Here is a 22,000-nt window from a genome sequence, read left to right on the forward strand (position 1 = left end):
CCCGTCGGCCCGGTTCAGTACACGTACTCGTCCGCTGTGAGCTGCACGTACCGGCGGTCGCGGAGCTTCCACTTGTTCCACCTGTACGTGAGGAGGAGTTTCATGGCGCCGAAGCCCGCGGCGAACCGCTGTTCGAACATCCCGAAGCCCTTCTCGTCGGCGAGCATCTTCCGGCCCGTCCGGAATATCCCGTCCCAGTCGCCCGGCCCGAAGTCGCGGCACATCTCCGCCATCGCCACGTTCCTCAGGACCTCCTCCCCGATGGCCTCGTGCCACCGCTCGTTGTACCCGGAGAGGTCGCCGGCGGCGGCGAGTTCCCCGGCGATCGCCCCGGTCCTGACGGCGACGTGGTCGCCGCCCTCGTGGAATGCCGAGGTGGCACCCATCGCGCCCCCAGCGACCGCGACGCCGGCTTCGACGGGCGATTCGATGGGTTTCGTCGAGGAGATCGGGTACGTCTCGGTCCCCCTCGCCTTCCCGGCGTCCTCGACGAGCGGGAAGTCCGTCTCGACGTCGTACTCGTCGCCGTACTCGCGTTCGAGGAGGCGGCGGACGTACTCCTTCCCCGTCGGGATGCGGTCGTCCTCGGGGCGCAACAGCGCGTACTGGTCCCGGTCCTCGACCTCGTCGAGGTCCATGCCGATCGGCATCGTCAACCCGACCCGGCAGATGCGCTCCGCGTTCGGGAAGACCCACGGGTAGGCGGTGTGACCGGGCATCACGCCCCACCAGAAGGTGATGCCGCCCGACACCTCCTCGTACACCTCCCTCGGGAAGCGCCGGTACTCCTGGTAGGCGATGTGGTTGTTCCTCGTCGAGGCAAGGCGCTGGGACGCGGACTCGTCCGCCGGGAGGTAGTCATCGAGGACGCGATTCGTCACGGTGCGCTGGGGTCCGTCCGCGAGCACGAGGAACTCCGCGCCGACCTCCTCGCCCGACCCCAGGAGGAGGACGTGGCGCGGGTCGCCGCCGGGATCGGTTTCGACGTCCTTCACTGACGCCTTCACGCGATAGTCGGCGCCGGCCTCCTCCGCCCGTTCCCGCATGAAGTCGTCGAAGCGGGCGCGGTGCATCGTGAAGCCGAAGTGGTCGTACGAGGACTCGATACCGGTCGCGCGGAGGGTGCAGCGCTCGGTGGGGCCCACGAACTCCGCCCGGTCGAGTTCCTGCTGGAAGACGCCGTCGGGGAACTCGTCCGGATGGATGTCCATGATGTCGACCCAGTAGTCGAGGATGCCGGCCGCGTCCGTGGAGTCGGGGCCGAGCCCCTCGCGGTCGGCGCGGGGGACGCCCTTCTCGAGCACGAGGGCGGACGCGCCGCGCGAGGCGGCCGCGTGTGCCGCCGAGGCGCCGGCCGGTCCCCCGCCGACGATTGCGACGTCGACTCGTTCCATGGCCGATAAGGGGCCACGTTCGACTATTAAACCCCCCGAACCGTCCGTGCTTCCAGTCCAGTGACGTAATTCCGCGAACGAGCGACCCTGGCGGCGGAACAGACGCGAATACCGAACGACGCGAGCGCGGGGCGGCGTCGGGCAGGACAAGGCATATCCACCGCGGTCGCCCAGTTGGTGTATGGACCTCACGCGGAGCATCCGGGCGATCGCCGACGCCGCGGACGCTCCCGGCGGCATCATCGACTGGGAGGCGGTCGCGGAGGCCGCCAAGGGAGGGGTGGAACCGGGGGACCTTCGGATGGAGCCGGCCGAGCGGAAAGCGATCGCCGCTGACGTTCGCGCCGCCCGCGACGGCCTCCGGGAGGCGAGCGGCGTGCAGTTCGACCTCCCCGACACCGTCGAGGTGCAGAGCCGCCACCACTGGATCGACGCGAACGTCAGCACGTTCGAGCGGGTGCTCCGACCGCTCGAGGAGCAGGGCGGCGGGGTGTTCCCGGGCATCGCCCGATCGGTGAACTCCGGGACGATGGCCGTGACGCTCGCCTTCCTGGCTCGCAACGTCCTCGGGCAGTACGATCCGCTGCTGCTGGCCGACGGCGACGACCACGGCCTCTACTTCGTCCGGCCGAACATCCAGCGCGTCGCCGTCGAACTCGACGTGGGTTACCCGCGGTTCCGGCGCTGGATCGCCTTCCACGAGGTCGCTCACGCTGCTGAGTTCTCCGCGGCGCCGTGGCTCTCGTCGTACCTCGAGGCGCGGATGGAGGAGGGCGTGGATGCGCTCTCCGAGGGAACTCTCGACCGCGAGGCGTTCGGCGAACTCAACACCGCGATGACCGCAGTCGAGGGGTACGCGGAGCTACTGATGGACAGGGCGTTCGACGAGGAGTACGCCGACCTCCGGCGGAAGCTGGACGAACGACGCGGCGGCGGCGACCCGCTCACGCGACTGCTCAAGCGGATCCTGGGGTTCGAGATGAAGCGCGAGCAGTACGAGCGCGGCGCGGCGTTCTTCGAGGCCGTCGCGGACGAACGCGACCTCGCGACGGCGAGCCTCGTCTGGGAGGACCGGGACAACCTCCCCACCGACGCGGAACTCGACGAACCGGGACTCTGGCTCTCGCGCGTGGCGTAACGCGTTTCGTCTCCCGGGCGTCTCTTCTCGAAGTTCTCGTTCCTCGGCCCGCAGCGTTCAGTCCCACGCGGTGCCGACGAATTCGTCCTCGTTCATCCTACCGTCGCGGGCGACGCTGAGTCGGGGACTGTACCCCGCGGAGGAGGCGGACGACGAACCATAGGAGCGCCGCCCCGACCGCCAGTGCCGCGCCGACGACGATCGCTCCCTCCCGCAGGGTCGCGCCCGCCTGGTAGGAGACGAGCCCGGCGGAGAGGCCGACGAGGAGCACGAACCCGGCCTTCAGCCGCCTGCTCGCCACGCGACGGTCCTCCTCCGTCAGGGAGGGGCCGACCATCAGGCGTCGACCTCCACCGAGACGTGCATCCCGAGGAACTTCCAGCCGGGGTCGTCGTCGACGCGCGTGAGCGTCCCGCTCCACCGGGTCTCGTGGTCGTGCTCGCTGAACGACTCCGTGTCGAACCACGCCATGTGCACGTCGTCGGAGAAGGCGGCGTGGTCGCCGCGGTCGACGACGCGCAGCCCCCGACTGTCGACGACCCAGTCCTCGGTCGTGCGCGTCTGTTCGCGCAGCCCCCGCCCCACGTCGGCGTAGCCGGTCAGGCGCTCCCCGATACCGAACTTCACCACGTCGGGCGACTCGACGAAGAACGGCGCGAGCGGGTCACCGTCGCGGAGGGCGTCGTAGTACGCTCGGACGGTCTCCTCGGGTGTCATCGTCAGTAGGCTGGGGCGCGGGGGGCTTGAAAACCGCGTTCGTCCGCCGCCCGACAGGCGGAAGTCCCGCAGCGCCGTAGTTCGGCCGAGATGGGCTTCCCGGTCACCTACTACTGTCCCCACTGCGGCGCACTCGCCGAACTGGAACGCGACGCCTACCTGGCGGACAAGGCGGTCACGCCGTACCCGTTCGAGGGGTGGGAGTACGCCGCTCCGGACGAGGCGTTCGAGGACGCCGACGGCGTGCGGTTCGTCTGCGGGGAGGACGGCACGCTCGTTCCCGGCGAGGACGGGTGCGGGGAGCCGTTCTACCTCTCGTTCGTCCGGTTCGCGAACGGTGAGGAACTCGACCCACGTGTGCCGAGCGAGTACGTCGAACTCGCGGAGGGCAACGACCCACGCGGCCCGAGTCAGCCCGACAGCCCTGACGGGCCGACCGGCGGGTTCTACTGAACCGAGGGTTCAAATCCGAAGCCGGGACCAGATGCACCGTGACGTGAGGAACGCCGGGGTTCGCTCGAGGTCGTCTCCTCGCGCCGATTCCCGCGTCGGCGCGAGGTTCGCGGCACCACGCCCCCCGGTCGCAGTTCCGTGCCGCCTGTCAGCCCTCAGCCCTTGATGTTGCAGACCGGGTACGTCCGGACCACCTTGTCGCCGATACCGAGTTCGTCGCTCACACGGACCACCTCGTCGACGTCCTTGTAGACGCCCGGCGCCTCTTCGGCGACGGTCGCGCCCGACTGCGCCTTCACGTATATGGCGTTCTGGTCCCGCAGTTCGTCCCGGACGGTCTCCCCCCAGAACTCCTGTTTCGCCTGCGTTCGGGACATGGTCCGGCCGGCGCCGTGGGCCGTCGAGCCGAAGGTCTCCGAGAGCGATCGCTCCCCGCCGACGAGGACGTAGCTCCCCGAGCCCATGCTCCCGGGGATGATGACCGGCTGCCCGACGTCTCGGTACGCCCGCGGAACTTCCGGGCGGCCGGCGGGGAACGCCCGCGTCGCCCCCTTCCGGTGGACGAACAGCTCCCGGTCCTCGCCGTTCACGTCGTGGACTTCCCTCTTCGCGATGTTGTGGGCGACGTCGTAGAGGAGCTCCATGCCGAGGTCCTCCCAGTCCTCGCCGAACACCCGCTCGAACACCCGGCGCGTTCGGTGGGTGATGAGCTGCCGGTTCACCCAGGCGAAGTTGATCGCCGCGCACATCGCCCCGTAGTACTCCTCGGCGAGGCGGGACCCGGCGGGGGCGGCGGCCAGCTCCTTGTCCGGGAGCCGGTCGAGGAGGTCGCCGTGTTCGCGCTCGATCCGCCGGAGGTAGTCCGAGCAGACCTGGTGGCCGAGGCCGCGGGAACCGCAGTGGATGAGGACCACGATCTGCTCCTCGACGAGGCCGAACGCCTCCGCCACCTCGTCGTCGAAGACGTCGGTCACGCGTTGCACTTCCAGGAAGTGGTTGCCGGAGCCGAGGCTCCCGAGCTGGTTCTTCCCGCGGTCCTTCGCCTTCTGAGAGACGAACTCCGGACGCGAGTCCGTTCGCTGCCCCTCGTCCTCGCAGTGAGCGAGGTCGTCCCGCGTCGCGTAGTCGTGTTCGAGCGCCCAGTCCATGCCGCGGTCGAGCACCGACTCGACGGTGCCGACATCGCCCTCGACGACGCCGCCGCCCCCCAGCCCGGACGGGACGTTCGCGAACAGGGAGTCGACGAGTTCCTCCTCTCGACCCTCCAGGTCGTCGTAGGTGAGGTCGGTCCGCACCATCCGGACACCGCAGTTGATGTCGTAGCCCACGGCGCCGGGCGAGATGCAGCCGTCGGTCGCGTCGGTGGCGCCGACGCCGCCGACCGGGAAGCCGTAGCCCTGGTGCCCGTCCGGCATGCAGACTGCGTACTTGGCGATTCCGGGCAGATGCGTCGCGTTCTTCAGCTGCTGGAGCGTCCTGTCGTCGGCGATCTGTTCGAGGAGGGGCTCGCTCGCCAGCACCCGCGCGGGGGCGTTCATCCCTCCCTCCTGCGGGATCTCCCAGACGTGCTCCCGGAGCTTCTCCAGCCGGATTCCGTCGTACTCGCGTGTCTCGTTCATTACTGGAAGAGTCACGTCGGGGGCGGAAGAGCGTTTCTCAACCTGAATCCCAGCTCCCCCCACCGCTTCTCGGTGGAGCACACACGAGGGATGCTGCACCGGCTCGTTAGCCTGGTGATGGAGATCTACGCACTCGATTCACAACCTCTGCCGCATCCAGGCATCGAGAGAGGAGGTGATGGGAGAGAACCACTACGCGCCCCTCCTTGTTCGGTCGTACGGCGAACGACGAGAGCGGAGCGGAAAACGGGTGGGCGGGACAGGGGCAGCGACCTGCTGAGTACCGACCCCAGCGGAACTGAATTCGGTCTCCCGGCGTACACCAGGCGCTCGCCTCGGGTCCTGCCGGATCTGAAACGCGAAGAGGCGTGGAACTGGGCACCACGCGGTGGTAGATCCTCCGAGAGCTACTGGTACATGGAGGACGTCCCAGTGCGGCGTTCCTGGCTGTTCTGTAGTTGCTCGAAGTGCCGCGAGACCTGCTCCATCTGACGCCGGATCTCGTCGGTTTGCTCCTCTAACTCCCCCGTATCGATCTCGAAGTCGACGAGCGGTTCCAGCGCCTTCTCGATGACCGCCTGTGCAGCCTTCGGGTCCGGGAAGAACGGGTGCGCCTTCACGACGAGCGCCATCGTGGGTACGTTCGCGTGATAACACTCGTCCAAGATCGCACCGCTCGCCCCGGTGAGATACCCCACACTGGGCTCCAACTGGACCCCTGCCTCCCGGAGCTCGTTCTCCGTCTCCTCGCACGTGACGACCCCGGTGACCTCGCCGATCTGCTCCTCGCTCGGTGCCGGAACGCCGGCCATGATGATCGCCCGTTCGAACTCCGCGGCGAGGTCGTTGACCACGCAGGTCGCCAGATCAGCGCTGGCGGACATCGGCAACGCGATATCACAGTGCGGTATCACGACGGGTGGATCGGCGCCGGCAAACACCCTCACCAGATCACGAACCTTCCCCTCCCCGAACGTCGACACGTTCGGAAACGACTCCGAAACGATGTTTCCCTCGTGGCCGAGCCCTAGCTGTTTGGTGATCTGATTGACCACGATACTCCCGACGACTCCGTTTTCCGGCATACCGACGATCAGCGTCGGGGATTCCGCGGTGGTCTCTCCACGGCGTTCGAACCGAGCGAAGGTGTCTGTTCTCGGCATACCACTACCCTACAACGCGAGGCCGTGTAACTCTACGCGGACAGGGGTCGGACTTCGAACCCTGTATGATGAGGGGTAGAGCGTATCCGCTCGCGTCAGTCGGCCGGGACGCCATGCTCGTCGGGAGCCAGAAACGACGTCATGTCGACCGAGAACGGTCCGGCGCCCGTGACCAGCAGCGCCGAGACCAGACCGAACAGCGAGATGTGCGCGAGTACGGGGTCGTCGGGGAGCGCGAACAGCGTCGTCGTGAAGACGGCGAACGCGGCCGCCGACGCTGCCCGGGTGAAGAACCCGACGAGGAGCAGCGCGCCGATGAACAGTTCGGTGAACGCCGCGCCGAGCACCCACAGCTCCGGAGGGACCGCCAGTGCCGTCGTCAGCCCGTACTTGTCCACGACGGCGAGCGCGGCCTCGGGGGCCAGTAGCTTCTCCGCGAGTGCGAGATAGACGAACACGGCGCCCATCCCGACACGGACGATCGTCGGAACGAAGCGCTGGTACGGCTCCGTCCAGCGATCGAAGGGGACCGCGACGCGCCTGTAGAACGGGTCGATCCGGGAGTAGACGGTATCCTCGTCCTCGGAGAGTCGTGTGAGAAGGTGGTCGGCGCTCGGTCGACCACTTCCCACCACGAGCACGGCGACCAGCCCGGCCGAGTACTCGAACGCGAACAGGAAATCGGGGTGGATGGGCAGGAGCGCGACGTAGGTGACGAGCGCGACGAGGGCGACCGCCCGGGTCGCGAGCCCGAACAGGAGGAGGAAGCCGACCGCGACGCCGAAGGGTCGGACGGGAACGGCGGTGGCGCCGTCTGTGACGAGCGGTGTGAACAGGTAGCCGGCGTACCCGGCCCCCACCATCGGGAGCCCGAGGCTGAGTCGGAACAGCCAGGGGAGGAACTCCTCGTACTCGGAGAGCGCCCGACGGAAGGCCCGGACGTCCGCCGAGAACGGCTGGAACCAGAGGTAGCCCGCCATCGAGACGATGACCGCGACGGCTCCAGCAGCCAGCGCGCCGACGACGACCGGATCGCCCAGCGCTGCGACCAGGAACGCCACGGGGTCACCGCGTTCCGACGCTTCCGTGACGTACTCGACGTGCGCGGCAGCCACCCCCGGAAGCGAGAGAACGCCGAGGAGCACTCCCCAGACCGTGGGTCGAAGTGCCATCGTTGGACGTTCCCACGGTACCGTCGTAAATCCCCACCTTCGTCCACGGATAGACGTAGTGGGACCGCCGAACACGTCGTGGGAGACGACGGCGTTCGTCGAAACGGACGGTGCTAGACGTCGAACACCACGTACGCTCGCCAGCCGTCCGACGTCTCCGTCAGGTCCATCTCCGAGTACGTCACCGCCTTCACTTCGCGCGCGCCGGCGACGTCGGCGAACGGGACACCGCGGGCGCTCGCCTCGACCACCCACTCCTCGCCGTCCCGTCGGACCGTCGCCTCGTTGTCGACGGGGAGGACGCCGCGCACGTCCCGCTCGTAGATGAGCTGGTCGAGGTAGTCGAACAGCGCCGCCTCCGGGTTCTCCGAACGGATCGAGAACGAGAAGCGCTCGCCGCTCTCGGGTACGTCATCGCACATCGCGGCCGCGAGCCCGTCCGCCAGGGCGCCGAAGACCGCGTCGACGCTCGGCCCGCGTGCCGCGACACCGACGTCCGCGGTGTGGTCGCGGAGTTCGTAGGTCGCCTCCGAGGCCGTCATCGCGCTTCGTCCTCGCTGTCGTCGTCGCTCTCGTGGGTGCCGTCTTCCCCGAGGGAGTCGTCGTCGGACTCCCCGGAGCAGTCCCGTGTCGATTCGAGGTCGCTCCGGTCGGCTATCTCGGCTGGCGGAGTGGCGGTCCCCTCCCGTTCGGCGTCGGTTCGAGTGGCTTTCGCCGGAGGTCGCTCCGTCCCCTCTCGGAGGTCCGGGTCCCGATCCGCGAGTTCCGCCGGCCGTTGGCGCTCTTCCTCCCGGAGCTCCTCGTCTCGGTCGGCGACAGCCTCGGGACGCCGGTCCTCCGTCTCCCGCAGTTCCTCGTCCCGATCCGCGGCGGACGCGGGGGGTCGGTCGGTCCCATCCGTCTCCGGGTCGTAGCGACCCGCCTCCCGGGCAGGTGTGACGGTGGTCTCGTCACGCCCGTACAACGAATCGTGTCGACGATCCTCCTCCGGGTCGTCCGCGTCGTCCGCGTCGTCCCGCTGGGCGCGAGTGCGGCGGGCGATGTCCGTCGGGGTCTTCGACCGTTCCGGCGTGACCTGGCGGTCCCACTCGTCGGACCGATCCCCCTCGACGTCCTCGGTCCGGCGGACGTCGGGGGAGTCGGCGCCGGGGTTCAGCTTCTGGTCGGCGTGCTCGACGCTGGCCAGTTCCCGCATCTCCTCCTCCGAGAGGCCCGCCGATCCCCCCGAACCGCTGCTGACCGCGACGCCGCTGGTGACCACCGCGCGGATCCCCTCCTCGACGGTCATGTCCACGTTCATCACCTTCTCCTCGGGCATGTGGACGAGGTGTCCGCCCATCACCGGGTTCGGTGCGAGCGGGAGGAACAGCGTGAGCATCCGGGAGTGTCCGGCCGGCTCGCGGAGCGCGTCCGGGGTCTCGGTCGTGACGAAGCCGAGCGTGTAAGCGCCCTCGTGGGGGAACTCCACGAGCTTCACGTCACGGAAGTTCTGCGTGTCGTCCTCGAGCATCACGTCCGACATCTGCCTGAACGACTCGTACACCGAGCCGACGCCCGGGATGGCCGCGATGGCGGCGTCGAAGTAGTCGATGGCGATGCTCCCGAAGCGGGTCGAGTTGACGAACAGGCCGACGACGAAGATGACCGCGAGGAGGACGACCGGGGAGACGAGTTCGATGAGGTCCTCCCGGTTCACGGTGACGCCTCCGAGGTTGCCGACGGGGATCGTCAGCTCCGTCCCCCTGCTGATGCCGAGAACGCCGTCGGAGAGCAGGTCGAGGTACGTGAACACGTACTGTGCTGCGATCGCGAGGACGATCGCCGTGATGAGCAGCGGAACGATGACGGCGACCCCGGTGATGAACGCACCCCGGATCGTGGCGCGGAGCGAGTCCCCGACTTCCCGGGCCGACCAGTCCCTTTCCATCACCCCGAACGATGAGAAGGGGAGGCAAAACCGTTCCCCCCGACGGCCGTCGGCGTCGTCACCGGCTCGGCGTGGTCGGATCCGACGGTGGAGTTATATCCCCTTCACGACTACCGGACCCTTGTGAGCGTCAACGTGGAAAAGCGTGTGGACGGACCCGGAGACGCCACACACGTGGAGGACGCCTGGACGTTGAAGGAGCGGATCCGGGCGGAGGAGGGCGTCCTCAAACAGCGACGCGGATTCTTCACCGACGCCTACCGACGCTCGACGACGTACCTGTTCTTCGAGGAGGGTTCGCTCGACTCCGACGGCGACACCCTCGTCGCCTTCGCATCGGTTCGACGCGACGGGTACGTCCTCTTTCTCGCCGTGGAGCCCGACACGCGAGGCCGCGGGTACGCGGAACGGCTGGTCGCACAGGTCGCGGAGGAGCACGGGAGCGTCACCTGCCACGCGCGGACGACCAACGAGGACGCGCTCGGCTTCTACGAACACGTCGGGTTCGACATCGTCCGCCGGATCGACAACTACTACGAGGACGGCGGCGCGGCGTACTACCTCCGTCTCGGCGACGACGGCGGGCTAACGGAGCGGCTCTCTGAGTTCCTCCGGTGACGGGAGTCGACACCCCCTTGTGCCCGGGTCGCGTACCTCCCGGTGCGCGCCACTAGTCCCCGCCCGAGTCTACCCATCAGGGTGCGATGACAGCGCGGAGAACCCAGGCGCGCGACATCGGTCGCTGACGCGACCCGGCTCCCTCGTCAGCCGCATCCGACGATACCAGCCACGCCGGTTCACGCCGGTACGGCATCCGGTGGCTTCTTCGAAGCCGCCCGCCCGGCACGAGGGTTTCCCGACCGACGCGGCACGCCGCCACGGGATGAGGTCGGACGTTAGTGTTCCGGGCGCACATTTCAGATATCCAATCAGGAGTATCTGCAAATATTATTCACAACATCGGTTACGGTCTATCGTTTAGATTGGTCATCCCCCAAGGAGCCGATCTCCTGTCGTGCATACGGGAATTGAATGATGATGAGGAGCCAGGAATAATGTCTGCCGGGAGTGGTGTATGTCTGTAAGGTTCGAATGTCCGTGCTGGATATACGGCGCATATCGGGCACGAGAACGGGACCGTGTGATGGTCGAAGGTATCGCTAAGAACGAGTGGTTCACCAATCATTCACTACAGACGGAACTAATAGCAGCCTCCTTCGCGCACAGCATGTGAAGGGTTAACATGAGCTGCCAGCGTAGTCTAGGAGCCGAAGTACGATGGAGACAGTCACATCAGCAGACGGAACCGCAATCGCCTTCGAGCGGACGGGAAACGGACCACCGCTCGTGCTCGTGCATGGGAACGGCGATGTCCACGAGTTCTGGGACCTGGCTGGCGCCCGCCTCGCCCTCGCGGAGCACTGCACGGTCTACGCGATCGAGCGTCGTGGTCGCGGCGAGAGCGGCGACGCCGCCGAATACGCACTGGATCGGGAGGCCGAGGACGTGGCTGCGGTCGTCGATGCGATAGACGAACCGGTGACCCTGCTCGGTCATTCCGGGGGAGCCGTCTATTCGTTGGAGGCGGCCCTGCGATCGGACAATCTGCACACACTCGTCTTGAACGAACCCCCTATCGCTGTCGACGACCACGAACTCGACGTCGAGGGTCTCGTCGAATTGGAGAAGCTGCTGGACGACGGCGAGAACGAGCAAGCGCTCGTCGTGTTCCTGCGAGAAGTCGCCGGGATTTCGCAGGCGGAGATCGACGAGTTTCGCTCGGAACCGATGTGGCAAGAGATGGTTGCGGCGGCCAATACACTGCCCCGCGAACTGCGGGCGATCGCCGAGTACGAGTTCGACGCGACCCGGTTCGCGGACATGACCACCCCCACCCTGGTGTTGTCCGGCAGCGAGAGCCCCCAACTATTCAAAGATGCTGCGGAAGCGGTCGACGAGGCGCTCCCGAACAGCCGGGTCACGTTCCTCGACGGGCTCGCACACGAGCCGATGAACACCGCACCGGACCGCTTCGTCGACGAGGTGCTCACGTTCGTCCGTGAATCGAACTGACGGATCAGCGATCGGCCTTCTCATCGCCGGTGTCCGTTCCGTACGCAGGTTCTTCTTAGCGGCTATTTCAGAATTCTCTGCCGACAATATCGACGGTGCGCTGCTGAAAACACCCTTTTCATTCGGCAGATGACTCGTGACAGCGACAGGGTTGGCTGTCGAACTGACTACAAGCACGCTCTATCTAATGCCCGATTCAGCGAGAAAACGTGAAACGACGCTCTCTCCGCGGTGTATCCGTCCTCTGTAGTGAGCAGGCCAGTTCCTCCGGAGACTCGATAACTCGCTCTGGCACTGCGGCATACAGGCGTGTATCTCCCGCAAAATTCCATCGGAAATGGAGTTGTCGGGTTGCAGTTTTAGATCGTGGGGGTTCTGTTGAAAGCCTCTTCTTCAGACAGTTACCATAGCGGAACTGCTCACTACAGTTGCACACCAAACATAGCCAATATACCCGAGAGAAGGGAGTACAGGAGATACCCTCCGAGAAGGGCTGCCATTGCTATCACTATGACCGAGTTGAGGGTTGAATGCCAAGAACTCGTAGAATCCCCGTCCCCCTGTCCCATTTCAGCTCCACCATCTATGTATCCCATCGACTGGAGGGCTGCAACCCCAGAATCTCCGTCCGTATTCTCCATTCTAGCTTCTATATCCCCATTTACATCCCTTATTCCACCACTATTCATACCCCCCATACCGCCACCCTCTAATCCTCCGCCATCTCCATCCATATTTATTCAGACCTTTCGGCGTAAATAAGCTTTCTCCTGCGTAAGTCTCCGATTTCTCGAATCACCACTAGAGACGCTTTGAATTCCGTACTCTCTATTCAACACGCTGCTCTTGATAGATCTTCCACCAGTACGTGGCCGATAGACTATGCGTGGTCCCATAATCGAGTGATCTGCCCTCTGACTGTCACATCCTCAAGAAGGTTGAATACGAGAGAACCTGCCGATCCTTTGGCTTTTGAGTGCTGTATGCCCCAGTTTTCCTTCCGCTGAGTTTACTGGTAGATTTACACCCAGTAGTGCACCGGCCGACATCCTCGAACGACCGATACCGGTCCGCTCGTTCGCCACCGGACACTACACAACCGACGTCCCCTACTGTAACGACCGAGTACGCGAATCCAGCGAGACACACGCTTTTGTACGCCGACCATGACCCATCTGCTATGCAGACGCGCGCCCTCGGCGAGACCGGTCACGACAGCACCATCACGACGTTCGGCGCCATCGCGCTCAACTGGCTCGAACAGGAGGGGGCGGACCAGATGGTCGAACTCGTGCTCGACTACGGCGTCAACCACTTCGACGTCGCCCCGACGTACGGGGACGCGGAACTCAAACTGGGGCCGAAGCTCCGCCAGCACCGCGAGGAGATCTTCCTCGGCTGCAAGACCCAGGAGCGCGGGTACGAGGGGGCCAGGCGGAAGCTCGATCGGTCGCTCGACCGCCTCGGCGTCGAGCACATCGACCTCTACCAGGTTCACGGGCTCGAGTACGAGGAGGAACTCGACACGATCACGGGCGACGACGGCGCGCTCGAGGCGTTCTGGGAGGCGAAGGAGGAGGGGCTCGTCGACCACATCGGGCTGACGAGCCACGGCGACCCGCGGCTCATCCTCGAGGCGATGGACCGCATCGACGACCTCGAGACCGTGATGTTCCCGATGAACCCGGTGGTCGCCGGGAAGGACGACGACGAGCACGATTACGGGGCGGTGCTCGACCGCGCGAACGACGAGGGAATCGGCACACTGGGCATCAAGGCCTTCGCGAAGGGACCCTGGCCCTCGACCGACGAACTCCCCGAGGGTGACCGACCCTACTCGAACTGGTACGAGCCCGTCGATACACCCGACGAGATCCGGGAACGGTTCGACTTCGCGGCCGAACAGGGGCTCACGAGCGTCATCAACCCCGGCGATCCGAAGCTGGTCGCGATGGTACTCGACGCGGCCGAGCGCTACGACGGGATGGACGAGGCGGCCCAGCGCTCCCTGATCGAGCGCCTCCGTCACGAGCAGAGCCCCGTCCCGGAGCAGCTCCACCACTGACTCGCCCGAGTTACGACGATCGCTGATGGACGTACCGAGTACGGTGACTGCGGCGCTCGCGGACCGCCCCGTGGAGGGTGCGGTCTGCCTCGAAGCCGGGGCGGGCGTCGGGAACACGAGCGCGGGACTGCTCGCGGCCGGCGCGGACCGCGTCTACGCCATCACGAACGACGTCGAACACGCGACAGTAGTACGCGAGCGGGTCGGCCGCGACGACCCGGACCGAATCGCCGTGATCGAGGCGGACCTCAGCTCCGTCCCCCTGGCGGACGACTCGGTCGGGATCATCACCGCCCATGGACTATTCAACGTTCTCGATCCCTCGGTACTCGAGCCGGTCGTCGCCGAACTGACGCGGGTCACGGCTCCCGGGTGCCACCTCGTCGTGGACGACTACGAACCACTACCCGACGGTGCTGCTGTGGCCGACCTGTTCGCCGTCGAGAACGCGGCGACACAGTTGGCCGAGAACCGTCCCGCACTGACGTTCTACCCGGCGCCAGTTCTCCGACGGCTCCTCGTCGGGCACGGCTGGGAGTTCGAGCGCGAGCGGACCTTGCTGGACCCCGTCCCCTGGACGGCGAATCACCTCGAGGCGCACGCGGACGTGACGCGCTCCGCCGCGTCGGAGCTCCCCGACGACCTGGGCGAACGCCTGACGGCGGAGGTCGAGCGCCTGGCGACGGAGATCGGTGGCGAGTCGGCGGGGCGGATGTACAGCCTCGCGCTCCGCCTGCCGGTCTGACCCGCCCGGAACACGTTCGGCTGGGAGCCCTTCGACGGACCCGGAACGGGGTGAGTGACGACCGGGAGTCCTGTGACCGATTCCGAGCTACGACGGGACGGCCGTGTCGGTTCAGATTCTGTTAACTCCGGGAGAGGTCGCCCCGACAGGGTCGGGGCGACGCCGGCCCGCGAGTACGTGAAGGATCGTATCGTCACCCGATGATCCCGACTGTGGCCGAATCCTGCTCCACCCGGTTCCGGTAAACGAGTGGTTTTCAACCCTCGGGAACTGAATTAATAGTGATGACGAATCGGTTACATAGTCCACCCTCTCGTTCTATCCTCGGGCTCCGACCGCCGGTCGAACCGGGTGCGCCCTGTGCGAGCGAACGTGCTGGTCGTTCGGCCTCGACCACAAGGCTATTTTACTCCAGGGTTGTTAGAGGAATTAACGAGGGGTACCGTGTGTGACCAACCCGACCGAGTGCTCTACGCGGACCCGAACGAAGGACGCGCCGAACGGGTTCGGCACCACCTCGAAACGGGCGGGGAGCGTCGCGTCACGGTAGTCCGGACGGTCGAGGAGATCCGGGACGTGATCGACGACGAGTACGCGTGCGTGATTCTCACGCCCGACGTCGCCGCCGACGACCCCTGCTCGTTGCTCTCCGCGGTGGCCGACGAGTACCCGACGGTCAACTCCATCCTCCTGTCGGAACTCGACTCGCCGGTCCTGTTCGAACGAGCCTACGACGTCGGCGTCGACGAGGTGGTCCACTACACGGGCGAGGAGGCGGCCCGTATCCTCGATCACCACGTCGGGAAGTTCGCCACCGACGAGGAGTCGGGGGTCTCCCTGTCCCCCACACACCTCGAGGAGTTGATGGACGTGACGGAGGATGCCGTCGTCACCATCGACGCACGGAGCCGGATACTGTACGCGAACCCCGCCGTGGAGTCGGTGTTCGGCTACACGCCGGAGGAACTCGTCGGCGAGTCGTTGACGGAGATAATGAGCGACGAGTTCGCCCGGAAGCACAGCGAGGGGATACGGCGGTACCTCGAGACGGGGGAGCGGACGCTCGACTGGGCCAACGTCGAACTCCCCTGTCGACACAAGGACGGCCACAGCGTCCCCCTCAGCATCTCGTTCTCGGAGTTCACCGTGGACGGGAAGCGGTACTTCACCGGCATCATGCGGGACGTCACCGAGCGGAAACGGCACCTTGCGGAGCGGAGACTCCTCCACGAGACGAGCCAGCGCATCCTCCACGCCGAGACCTTCGAGGACGGGCTCGAAATCGCCCTGAACGAGGTCGGCGACGCGATGAACTGGGCGTACGGCGAGGCGTGGGTGCTGGGCGAGAACGGGGAACGCCTCGAACGCGCACCGGGGGAGTACGTCACGACCGACGAGTCGAGCGAGTTCGCGGAGGGTGCTCGCTCGACCACCTTCGAACGCGGCGAGGGACTGCCCGGCCGCTGCTGGGAGACGGGCGAACCGGAGTGGATCGCCGATCTGACCGACGACGGCGGCTTCGAGCGGGCGACGACCGCGCACGAGGCTGGCCTCCACACCGCCCTCGCCGTGCCGATCGTCGCGGACGGCGACGTGGTCGCAGTGCTCGTGTTCATGCTACCCGAGGCGCGCGAGGTCGACGAGGGGATGATCGAGGTGACGGCGACGGTCGCGGCCGACCTCGGCCGGCTCATGCAGCGGCTCCGGGTCGAGACCGATCTCCGCGAGGAGCGGGCGCTGAAGGATCTGATCCTCGAGACGAGTCCGGTCGGGATCCTCATCCTCGACGACGAGGGCACGTTCAAGTACCTGAACGGGCACGCGAGGGAGATGCTCGGCCTCGCCGCCGACGAGCCGGCACCTTCGTACGACGCGCTCGACATCGAACTCCTCGACGCCAAGGGGGACCGGTTGGGCGAGGACGGTCGGCCGTACCGGACCGTCATCGAGGATCGGAGTCCGGTCGCCGGCGAGTTCCGCCTCCGGATCGACGGCGAGGACCGGTGGCTCTCGGCGAGCGGCGTCCCGATGGTCGAGGGATCGGACGAGGTCACCGCGGCGGTGTTCTCTATCCAGGACCTCACCGAGCGGAAGCGACGGGAGCAGCAGCTCGTCCAGTACGAGACGGTGATGCAGACGGTGAGCGACGGCATCTACGCAGTCGACGAGGACGGGAGGTTCGTCGCGGTCAACGACGCCTACACGGCGCTCGTTGGACACAGCCGCGACGAACTGCTCGGGCGACGCGCCGACGAGGTCGTCTCCGACAGCGTGATCGCGAAAGCCCGCCGCCTCCAGGAGGAGCTGCTGGAGGGCGACGACGAGGTGACGACCCTGGAGACGACGATCACGACCGCGGACGGGCGCGTCGTCCCGATCGAGGTGCGGATCTCCCTGTTCCCGCTCGGCGACGATCGCTTCGGCCGGGTCGGGGTCGTCCGTGACATCACCGAGCGTCGACGGCGGGAGGAACGGCTCGCGCTGTTGAACGAGGTGGCTCAGTCCCTGACGGGTGCCGAGACGTACGAGGAGGTGACGGACATCGTGCTGGAGGCCGCGTCCGAGACCCTCGGCCTCCCGCTCACGAGCGTCGAGTTCTACGACGAGGAGCGCGGCCACCTCGTCCCGACGGCGCGGACCGAGGGGGTCGTCGACCTCGTCGGGACGGGGCCGCTCTTCGAGTCTACCAGGGGGATCCCCTGGCGCGCCTACGCCGGGAGCGAGCAACTCGTCTACGACGATCTGCGGGCGGAACAGGACGTCCCGGACGGCGAGACCCCGCTGCGGAGCGCCATCGTCGTCCCCATCGGAAAGTACGGCGTCTTCGTCTCGGGTGCGACGGAGCCGGACGCCATCGGCGAGACGGAGGTGACGGTCGCGAACATCCTCGCCGCGAACGTACACGCGGCTCTGGACCGGGTCGATCGGGAACAGGAGCTCCGCGCGCGGAAGGACCGCCTCGAGGAACAGAACGACACGCTCGAACGGGTCAACCGGATCAACCGCGTCATCCGAAGCATCACGCAGTCGTTGACGCAGGCGACGTCCCGGGAGGACATCGTCGAGGCGGTCTGTCGGGAGCTGACGGAGGACGGGCCGTACGCGTTCAGCTGGGTCGCGGAGCGGACGAGCGTCACCGGGAACGAGGTGACCGCGAGCGCGTCCGCCGGCGCGGGCGACGGCTACCTCGACGGGATCGGCGTCTCGGTCGACGGGGACGACGAGGAGGGTACCGACCCGACGGGACGCGCGTTCCGGACCCACGAGATCCAGGTCCAGAACGACCTCCACACCGACCCGCCGTTCGAGCCGTGGCGGTCGAGGGCCATCGAGCACGGCTTCCGATCGAGCGTCGCCGTCCCGCTGACGTACGGTGAGACGCTGTACGGCGTGTTGAACGTCTACGCCGCCCGGGCGGGGATGTTCGAGGAGATGGAGGCGTCCGTCCTCGAGGAACTCGGGGAGATGGTCGGCTACGCCATCAACGCGATGGAGCGGAAGAAGCTCCTGGTGAGCGACTCGGCCGTCGAACTCGAGTTCGAACTGTCGGACCCGTCCATCCCGGCCATCCGGTTCGCGCGCGAGACGGGCGGGACGTTCGAGTTCGACGAGTTCGTCCAGGGGGTCGACGGGAGCTTCCGGGTGTTCTTCACCGTCTCGGGCGCCGACCCGGAGACGGTCTACGAGTTCGCGGACCGGATCGACTCCGTGACCGGGGTGTCGCTCATCTCCGAGCGGGACGGGGCCGTCCGCTTCGAGGCGAACGTCTCCGAGTCCGGCTACCTGGGGAAACTGGTCTCGTACGGGGCGCACCCGAGGAGCATGTCGGCCACGCCGGACGGCGGCAGGGTGACCGTCGAACTCCCGCGCAGCGGGGACCTCCAGTCGTTCATCCGCATGTTCCTCGATACGTTCGAGGGCTCGGAACTCGTCGCCAGACGGGAACGGGACCGGCCGATCAGGACCCGCAAGGAGTTCCAGGCCGTGTACAAGGAACGCCTCACGGAGCGGCAGGAGGAGGTGATGAAGACGGCGTACTTCAGCGGGTTCTTCGAGTGGCCCCGCCACAAGACCGGACAGGAGATCGCGGAGATGCTCGGCGTCTCCCAGCCGACCGTGAACCGGCACATCCGGACGGGCGAACGCAAACTGCTGGACGTCGCGTTCGAGGACGACGACCCCCCGGGGGGTTAACTGTATAGCCCCGGCCACTGCAAGTCACGGCATACAGATATCGTCCGTCGTCATGGGCCTGGGGGTCTTCTTACCATATGTGAACCCGGACGAGACAGGAACCGGTTCGTTTACGGACCAATCGAAGGGGACGTTCAGTCCCACCGACGCCGCCTCGACGGCACGCTCGACCCGTGGCCGGGACGAGGTGCCCCCCTACGACGCCGACGAGATCGCCGACCAGTCGCTCGACTCCAGCAACCAGCAGGACGGGATCGCCTACGTCTGTGCGTCCTGTGCGGCCGCGATCGACGCGAGCGAGTGGCACCCGGTCGTCGCCCGATCGGACGATGTACCGACGGTCTTCCTCTTCTGTGGAGCGTCCTGCCGGCGGGAGTGGCTCGGCCACGGCGGGGCCGACGAATGACCGGCGGACGGTACGAGTTCGTCGTGTTCGACACCGAATCGAGTTCCCTCGGTATCATCCGGGACACCGAGAACACCGACGCGTGGCTGCAGTCGACCATCCGCGTCCCCGTGGAGTGCTGAGCTTAAGACCGATGTACGACACTGCACACCAGACCCGTAGGAGCGACGAACCGACGACGAGTACCGACGCCGACGGGCCGACGTACAACCCGTACGACGGCGACCCGCCGCGATGTCACCGACAGTGCAAGGACGGGTCGGTCTGCGACCGCCTCGTGCCGCTGGCGGGCGTCGCGTGTCACCACCACATGGGCCAGGACCGGATCAGTTCGAACGTGGTGGCGGACGACTGACCGGTCCGGGAGGAAGTCCGCACGCTTCAGCAACCGAAAACCGGCCGAGCCAGGAGGGTCTGGCCGGGAACGCTCACCGCGCCACGGACACGCTCGGACGGGCTTGAGAGGTCGGCGGACGCTGGTTCGACGGCGAGTCGGCCGACGGCCGTTCGCCCTCGACGAGGCCGTGGAGTCGGAGGAGTTCCCACGTCACCGCCGTCGTCCACTCGACGCGGATCTCGAGGTCGGTCCCGCGCTTGGTCGTCTCGACGACGTACGCCGACTCGTTCAGGTCGCCGGCGACCTTCCGCGTGAGCGACATCCCGGACCGTCCCATGACGTTCCCGCGCTTGAACGAGTGGTTCCCCGTCAGCCCGAACTCGTCGTTGACCCGTCGGGTGGCCGCCTCTGCGTTGCCCTTCGCGGGGCCGGTGACGGTCGGGAAGACGGCCTGTCCGACGCCGCCGTCGACGCCGTAGATGCCGCTGGAACTGTGGAGGTCGACGACGACGTCGGCGTCGTGACGTTCGACGACACCCCAGACGACCCGCGCCTGCTCGCTGGTCGGGCGCTCGCCGACGGGGAACTGGGCGTTGAGGTCCCGGCCCTCGACCTTCCTGGTCCCGTTCGCTATCGCCCGCGGGTTCGCCTCGGGGATCACGACGAGGGTCCCACGTTCGACGTCCCAGTTCTCGATCCGGTGGGCGCTCCGGTACCCCGATTGCTCGTTACCGTGCTGGCCGCCCACGACGACGACCGTCGGCCCCGGCCGCTCCGCCTCGACGACGGTCACCGAGAGCGCGGTGGCCCCCTCGCCCGCGGTGTACCTGTACGAACCGTTGGCGGGCGTTTCGTTCGATTCCGCCGTCCCCGATTCGTTCGCCCCCGTCGCCGGAGTCGGCGACGCGGACGGCCCGGCGGAACTCCCGTCGGGGGTCTCTACCGCCCCCTGTGACGGTACTGCTCCATCCCAGACGGCGCCGATCGCACCCGGCGCGAGGACCGCTGTCGCACCGACCGCTAGCAGACAGACCGCCGCGAACGCCGCCAGTACGAAACGGGGCCGGGAGGATCCTGTCATCGAAGTGGTTCGGTTCACGTGGTGTGTGCGACCGACGTTATTACTGACCCTGTAAGGGACGACGTCGGGGCTCGCGTGCCGCGAGGGGATGCCGCCACCGCCGCCGGAACGTCAGTACGATCGGATTATCCCCAGAATAAGCAAACCCGTCGCGGCCCGAGTCGACACCGATGACAGGGCACGTCCGGAAACGGAGTCGTCCCCCGTCGGGCGACGAACGGCGATTGGCCCCGACGGCCACCGGCTACCCGGGTCGGGGGCCGGTAGGGCGGGCATGAATCGACGAGCCTTCCTCCGCCGGACAGGGGCCGCCGCGGCCGTCCCGGCGTTCGCATCCGCGACCGCTGCGCACGGGGAGTCCACGGACTCCCGTCCGTCCAACGACGGGAACGGGACCGCCGGCGACGCGGGCGTTTCGCCCGCCGCCACCGTCATGCAGGGGACCGAACACGCCACGCCCGTCTACGTCAACGAGTCCGGAACTGACGGTCCGACCGCACTGGTCGTCGGCGGCGTCCACGGCGACGAACGGCCGGGCTATCTCGCCGCCGAGCGATTGCGGTCGCGCGTTCCCGACGCGGGGACGCTCGTCGTCCTCCCGCGGGCGAACCAGGTCGCCATCGAGCGCGACACCCGTGAAGGGAAGAACGGGGACCTCAACCGCCAGTTCCCGCCGGGCAAGGCGCCCGAGACGGAACTCGCCGAGGAGATCTGGGACTTCGTCCGGGGGACGGACCCCGACGTTTTCGTCGACCTGCATCGCTCGGTGGGGATCTACCGGCGCCACGACGCCAGCGTCGGACAGGCCATCTTTCCGGCCGAGGTGGACGACGCACCGGGCGTGGCGGAAGCCGTCGTCGACCGCCTGAACAGCGACGCCGTCCCGTGGTACATGCCGCTCCACGAGTTCGTGAGGGGCAACACCATCACCGGCGAGAAGCCGATGCTCGTCCACAAGGTGGTCGGCGAACTCGATCGCCCGGGGTACATCGTCGAGACCACGCGGTTCCTCGTGGACACGGAGACGCAGACGAAGTGGCTGACGGAGGCGGCCACCGCGCTGCTCGCGCGGCACGGCGTCGACCTCTCCAACGGCGAGGAGGCTGCAACGGAGGGGGGATCGTGACCCTCGACCGCGGGACCGCGGGCCGCGTGCTCGTCGGGCGCGACGTCGTGGTCGTCTTCGCGCTGCTCGTCGTTCCGGTCGCCGTGGGGGCGATCGAGACGTCGCTCATGACGCCGCTCGCGTTGCCTGGCTACCTCCTGCTCACGGTCGGGAGCTGGTACGGGAGCCACCTCCTCCCGAACTTCGCGCTCTGGCTGTTCTGGGTCCCCTTCGTCGCCGGGTCCTACGGCGTCGCGGTGGTCACCGCGGCCGGCTACCGGGCGATCCGCCGCCGCACCTCGGGAGGGAACTGATTCGGCCGATACCACTACACGGGTGAACCACGAATCGTTACACGATAATGGACGGCGTCGACCGCCGTGCGTTCTGTAGCCTGTTGGCAGCGGCCAC

Annotated in this window: 22 protein-coding genes; 12 read left to right on the top strand and 10 right to left on the bottom strand. The window is 67.1% G+C overall.

From position 1 onward, the window contains the following. Window positions 1-14: 14 nt before the first annotated feature. The gene (locus HUG10_RS03390; RefSeq protein ID WP_179168216.1) at window positions 15-1,394 is read right to left on the bottom strand and encodes an NAD(P)/FAD-dependent oxidoreductase; all 1,380 of its coding nucleotides are present in this window, start codon (window positions 1,392-1,394) and stop codon (window positions 15-17) included. Between the two features lie 181 nt (window positions 1,395-1,575). Between HUG10_RS03390 and HUG10_RS03395 the strand changes: the two genes are divergently transcribed. Then, a complete protein-coding gene (locus HUG10_RS03395; protein ID WP_179168217.1) occupies window positions 1,576-2,532 on the top strand; it encodes a zinc-dependent metalloprotease in 957 nt (318 codons plus the stop codon). Window positions 2,533-2,629: 97 nt separating this feature from the next. On the opposite strand, the gene HUG10_RS03400 is transcribed toward HUG10_RS03395, so the two are convergent. Next, window positions 2,630-2,869: a hypothetical protein gene (locus tag HUG10_RS03400; RefSeq protein WP_179168218.1), complete on the bottom strand. Its 240-nt coding sequence runs from the start codon at window positions 2,867-2,869 to the stop codon at window positions 2,630-2,632. Beyond that, on the bottom strand, window positions 2,869-3,249 hold the full coding sequence (locus HUG10_RS03405) for a nuclear transport factor 2 family protein (RefSeq protein ID WP_179168219.1): 381 nt from the start codon (window positions 3,247-3,249) through the stop codon (window positions 2,869-2,871). Before HUG10_RS03405 ends, HUG10_RS03400 begins: the two co-directional genes overlap by 1 nt. Window positions 3,250-3,339: 90 nt before the next feature. Here HUG10_RS03405 and HUG10_RS03410 point away from each other — a divergent pair, with 90 nt between their 5' ends. Beyond that, window positions 3,340-3,702: a hypothetical protein gene (locus tag HUG10_RS03410; RefSeq protein ID WP_179168220.1), complete on the top strand. Its 363-nt coding sequence runs from the start codon at window positions 3,340-3,342 to the stop codon at window positions 3,700-3,702. Window positions 3,703-3,857: 155 nt separating this feature from the next. Here the strand turns inward: HUG10_RS03410 and HUG10_RS03415 are convergent, their stop codons facing one another. From HUG10_RS03415 to HUG10_RS03435, 5 genes are all read right to left on the bottom strand, one after another. Then, window positions 3,858-5,321, bottom strand: coding sequence for an RtcB family protein (locus HUG10_RS03415; protein ID WP_179168221.1), 1,464 nt, complete (start codon window positions 5,319-5,321; stop codon window positions 3,858-3,860). Between the two features lie 407 nt (window positions 5,322-5,728). Beyond that, on the bottom strand, window positions 5,729-6,484 hold the full coding sequence (locus HUG10_RS03420) for a proteasome assembly chaperone family protein (protein ID WP_179168222.1): 756 nt from the start codon (window positions 6,482-6,484) through the stop codon (window positions 5,729-5,731). A gap of 95 nt (window positions 6,485-6,579) precedes the next feature. Then, the gene (locus HUG10_RS03425; RefSeq protein WP_179168223.1) at window positions 6,580-7,656 is read right to left on the bottom strand and encodes a DoxX family protein; all 1,077 of its coding nucleotides are present in this window, start codon (window positions 7,654-7,656) and stop codon (window positions 6,580-6,582) included. Between the two features lie 113 nt (window positions 7,657-7,769). Next, entirely contained in the window at window positions 7,770-8,198 is a 429-nt protein-coding gene (locus tag HUG10_RS03430; protein WP_179168224.1) for an archease, read from the bottom strand. Then, complete coding sequence (locus tag HUG10_RS03435) at window positions 8,195-9,583, bottom strand: DUF502 domain-containing protein (protein ID WP_179168225.1); 1,389 nt, start codon at window positions 9,581-9,583, stop codon at window positions 8,195-8,197. The genes HUG10_RS03430 and HUG10_RS03435 overlap by 4 nt, the downstream gene beginning before the upstream one ends. 123 nt (window positions 9,584-9,706) lie before the next feature. On the opposite strand from HUG10_RS03435, the gene HUG10_RS03440 reads away from it, so the two are divergent. Together HUG10_RS03440 and HUG10_RS03445 are read left to right on the top strand one after the other, a co-directional pair. Further along, window positions 9,707-10,201, top strand: a complete 495-nt coding sequence (locus tag HUG10_RS03440; RefSeq protein WP_179168226.1) for a GNAT family N-acetyltransferase — start codon at window positions 9,707-9,709, stop codon at window positions 10,199-10,201. A gap of 660 nt (window positions 10,202-10,861) precedes the next feature. Next, window positions 10,862-11,656 (top strand): alpha/beta fold hydrolase, encoded by a 795-nt coding sequence (locus HUG10_RS03445; RefSeq protein ID WP_179168227.1) that lies wholly within the window; start codon window positions 10,862-10,864, stop codon window positions 11,654-11,656. A gap of 422 nt (window positions 11,657-12,078) precedes the next feature. Here HUG10_RS03445 and HUG10_RS03450 read toward each other — a convergent pair whose 3' ends face one another. Beyond that, on the bottom strand, window positions 12,079-12,390 hold the full coding sequence (locus HUG10_RS03450) for a hypothetical protein (RefSeq protein WP_179168228.1): 312 nt from the start codon (window positions 12,388-12,390) through the stop codon (window positions 12,079-12,081). A gap of 446 nt (window positions 12,391-12,836) precedes the next feature. Between HUG10_RS03450 and HUG10_RS03455 the strand changes: the two genes are divergently transcribed. The 6 genes from HUG10_RS03455 (at window position 12,837) to HUG10_RS03475 (ending at window position 19,421) form a co-directional block, all read left to right on the top strand. Further along, window positions 12,837-13,721, top strand: coding sequence for an aldo/keto reductase (locus tag HUG10_RS03455; RefSeq protein ID WP_179168229.1), 885 nt, complete (start codon window positions 12,837-12,839; stop codon window positions 13,719-13,721). 25 nt (window positions 13,722-13,746) lie between these two features. Continuing rightward, complete coding sequence (locus HUG10_RS03460; RefSeq protein WP_179168230.1) at window positions 13,747-14,466, top strand: class I SAM-dependent methyltransferase; 720 nt, start codon at window positions 13,747-13,749, stop codon at window positions 14,464-14,466. A 444-nt stretch (window positions 14,467-14,910) separates the two neighbouring features. After that, window positions 14,911-18,660 (top strand): PAS domain S-box protein, encoded by a 3,750-nt coding sequence (locus tag HUG10_RS03465; RefSeq protein ID WP_179168231.1) that lies wholly within the window; start codon window positions 14,911-14,913, stop codon window positions 18,658-18,660. A gap of 187 nt (window positions 18,661-18,847) precedes the next feature. Then, the gene (locus HUG10_RS03470; protein ID WP_179168232.1) at window positions 18,848-19,066 is read left to right on the top strand and encodes a DUF7576 family protein; all 219 of its coding nucleotides are present in this window, start codon (window positions 18,848-18,850) and stop codon (window positions 19,064-19,066) included. Continuing rightward, window positions 19,063-19,188 carry a hypothetical protein gene (locus HUG10_RS21975; RefSeq protein ID WP_281375696.1) on the top strand — a complete coding sequence of 42 codons (126 nt, stop codon included), beginning with the start codon at window positions 19,063-19,065 and terminating at the stop codon, window positions 19,186-19,188. The genes HUG10_RS03470 and HUG10_RS21975 overlap by 4 nt, the downstream gene beginning before the upstream one ends. 11 nt (window positions 19,189-19,199) lie before the next feature. Next, window positions 19,200-19,421, top strand: coding sequence for a hypothetical protein (locus tag HUG10_RS03475; RefSeq protein WP_179168233.1), 222 nt, complete (start codon window positions 19,200-19,202; stop codon window positions 19,419-19,421). A 73-nt stretch (window positions 19,422-19,494) separates the two neighbouring features. Here the strand turns inward: HUG10_RS03475 and HUG10_RS03480 are convergent, their stop codons facing one another. Beyond that, complete coding sequence (locus HUG10_RS03480; protein WP_179168234.1) at window positions 19,495-20,484, bottom strand: M14 family metallopeptidase; 990 nt, start codon at window positions 20,482-20,484, stop codon at window positions 19,495-19,497. Window positions 20,485-20,758: 274 nt separating this feature from the next. On the opposite strand from HUG10_RS03480, the gene HUG10_RS03485 reads away from it, so the two are divergent. Then, on the top strand, window positions 20,759-21,610 hold the full coding sequence (locus HUG10_RS03485) for a M14 family metallopeptidase (protein ID WP_218780643.1): 852 nt from the start codon (window positions 20,759-20,761) through the stop codon (window positions 21,608-21,610). Next, window positions 21,607-21,903 carry a hypothetical protein gene (locus HUG10_RS03490; RefSeq protein WP_179168235.1) on the top strand — a complete coding sequence of 99 codons (297 nt, stop codon included), beginning with the start codon at window positions 21,607-21,609 and terminating at the stop codon, window positions 21,901-21,903. Before HUG10_RS03485 ends, HUG10_RS03490 begins: the two co-directional genes overlap by 4 nt. Window positions 21,904-22,000: the final 97 nt, after the last annotated feature.

It is taken from the genome of Halorarum halophilum (assembly GCF_013401515.1).
Classification (GTDB): Archaea; Halobacteriota; Halobacteria; order Halobacteriales; family Haloferacaceae; genus Halorarum; species Halorarum halophilum.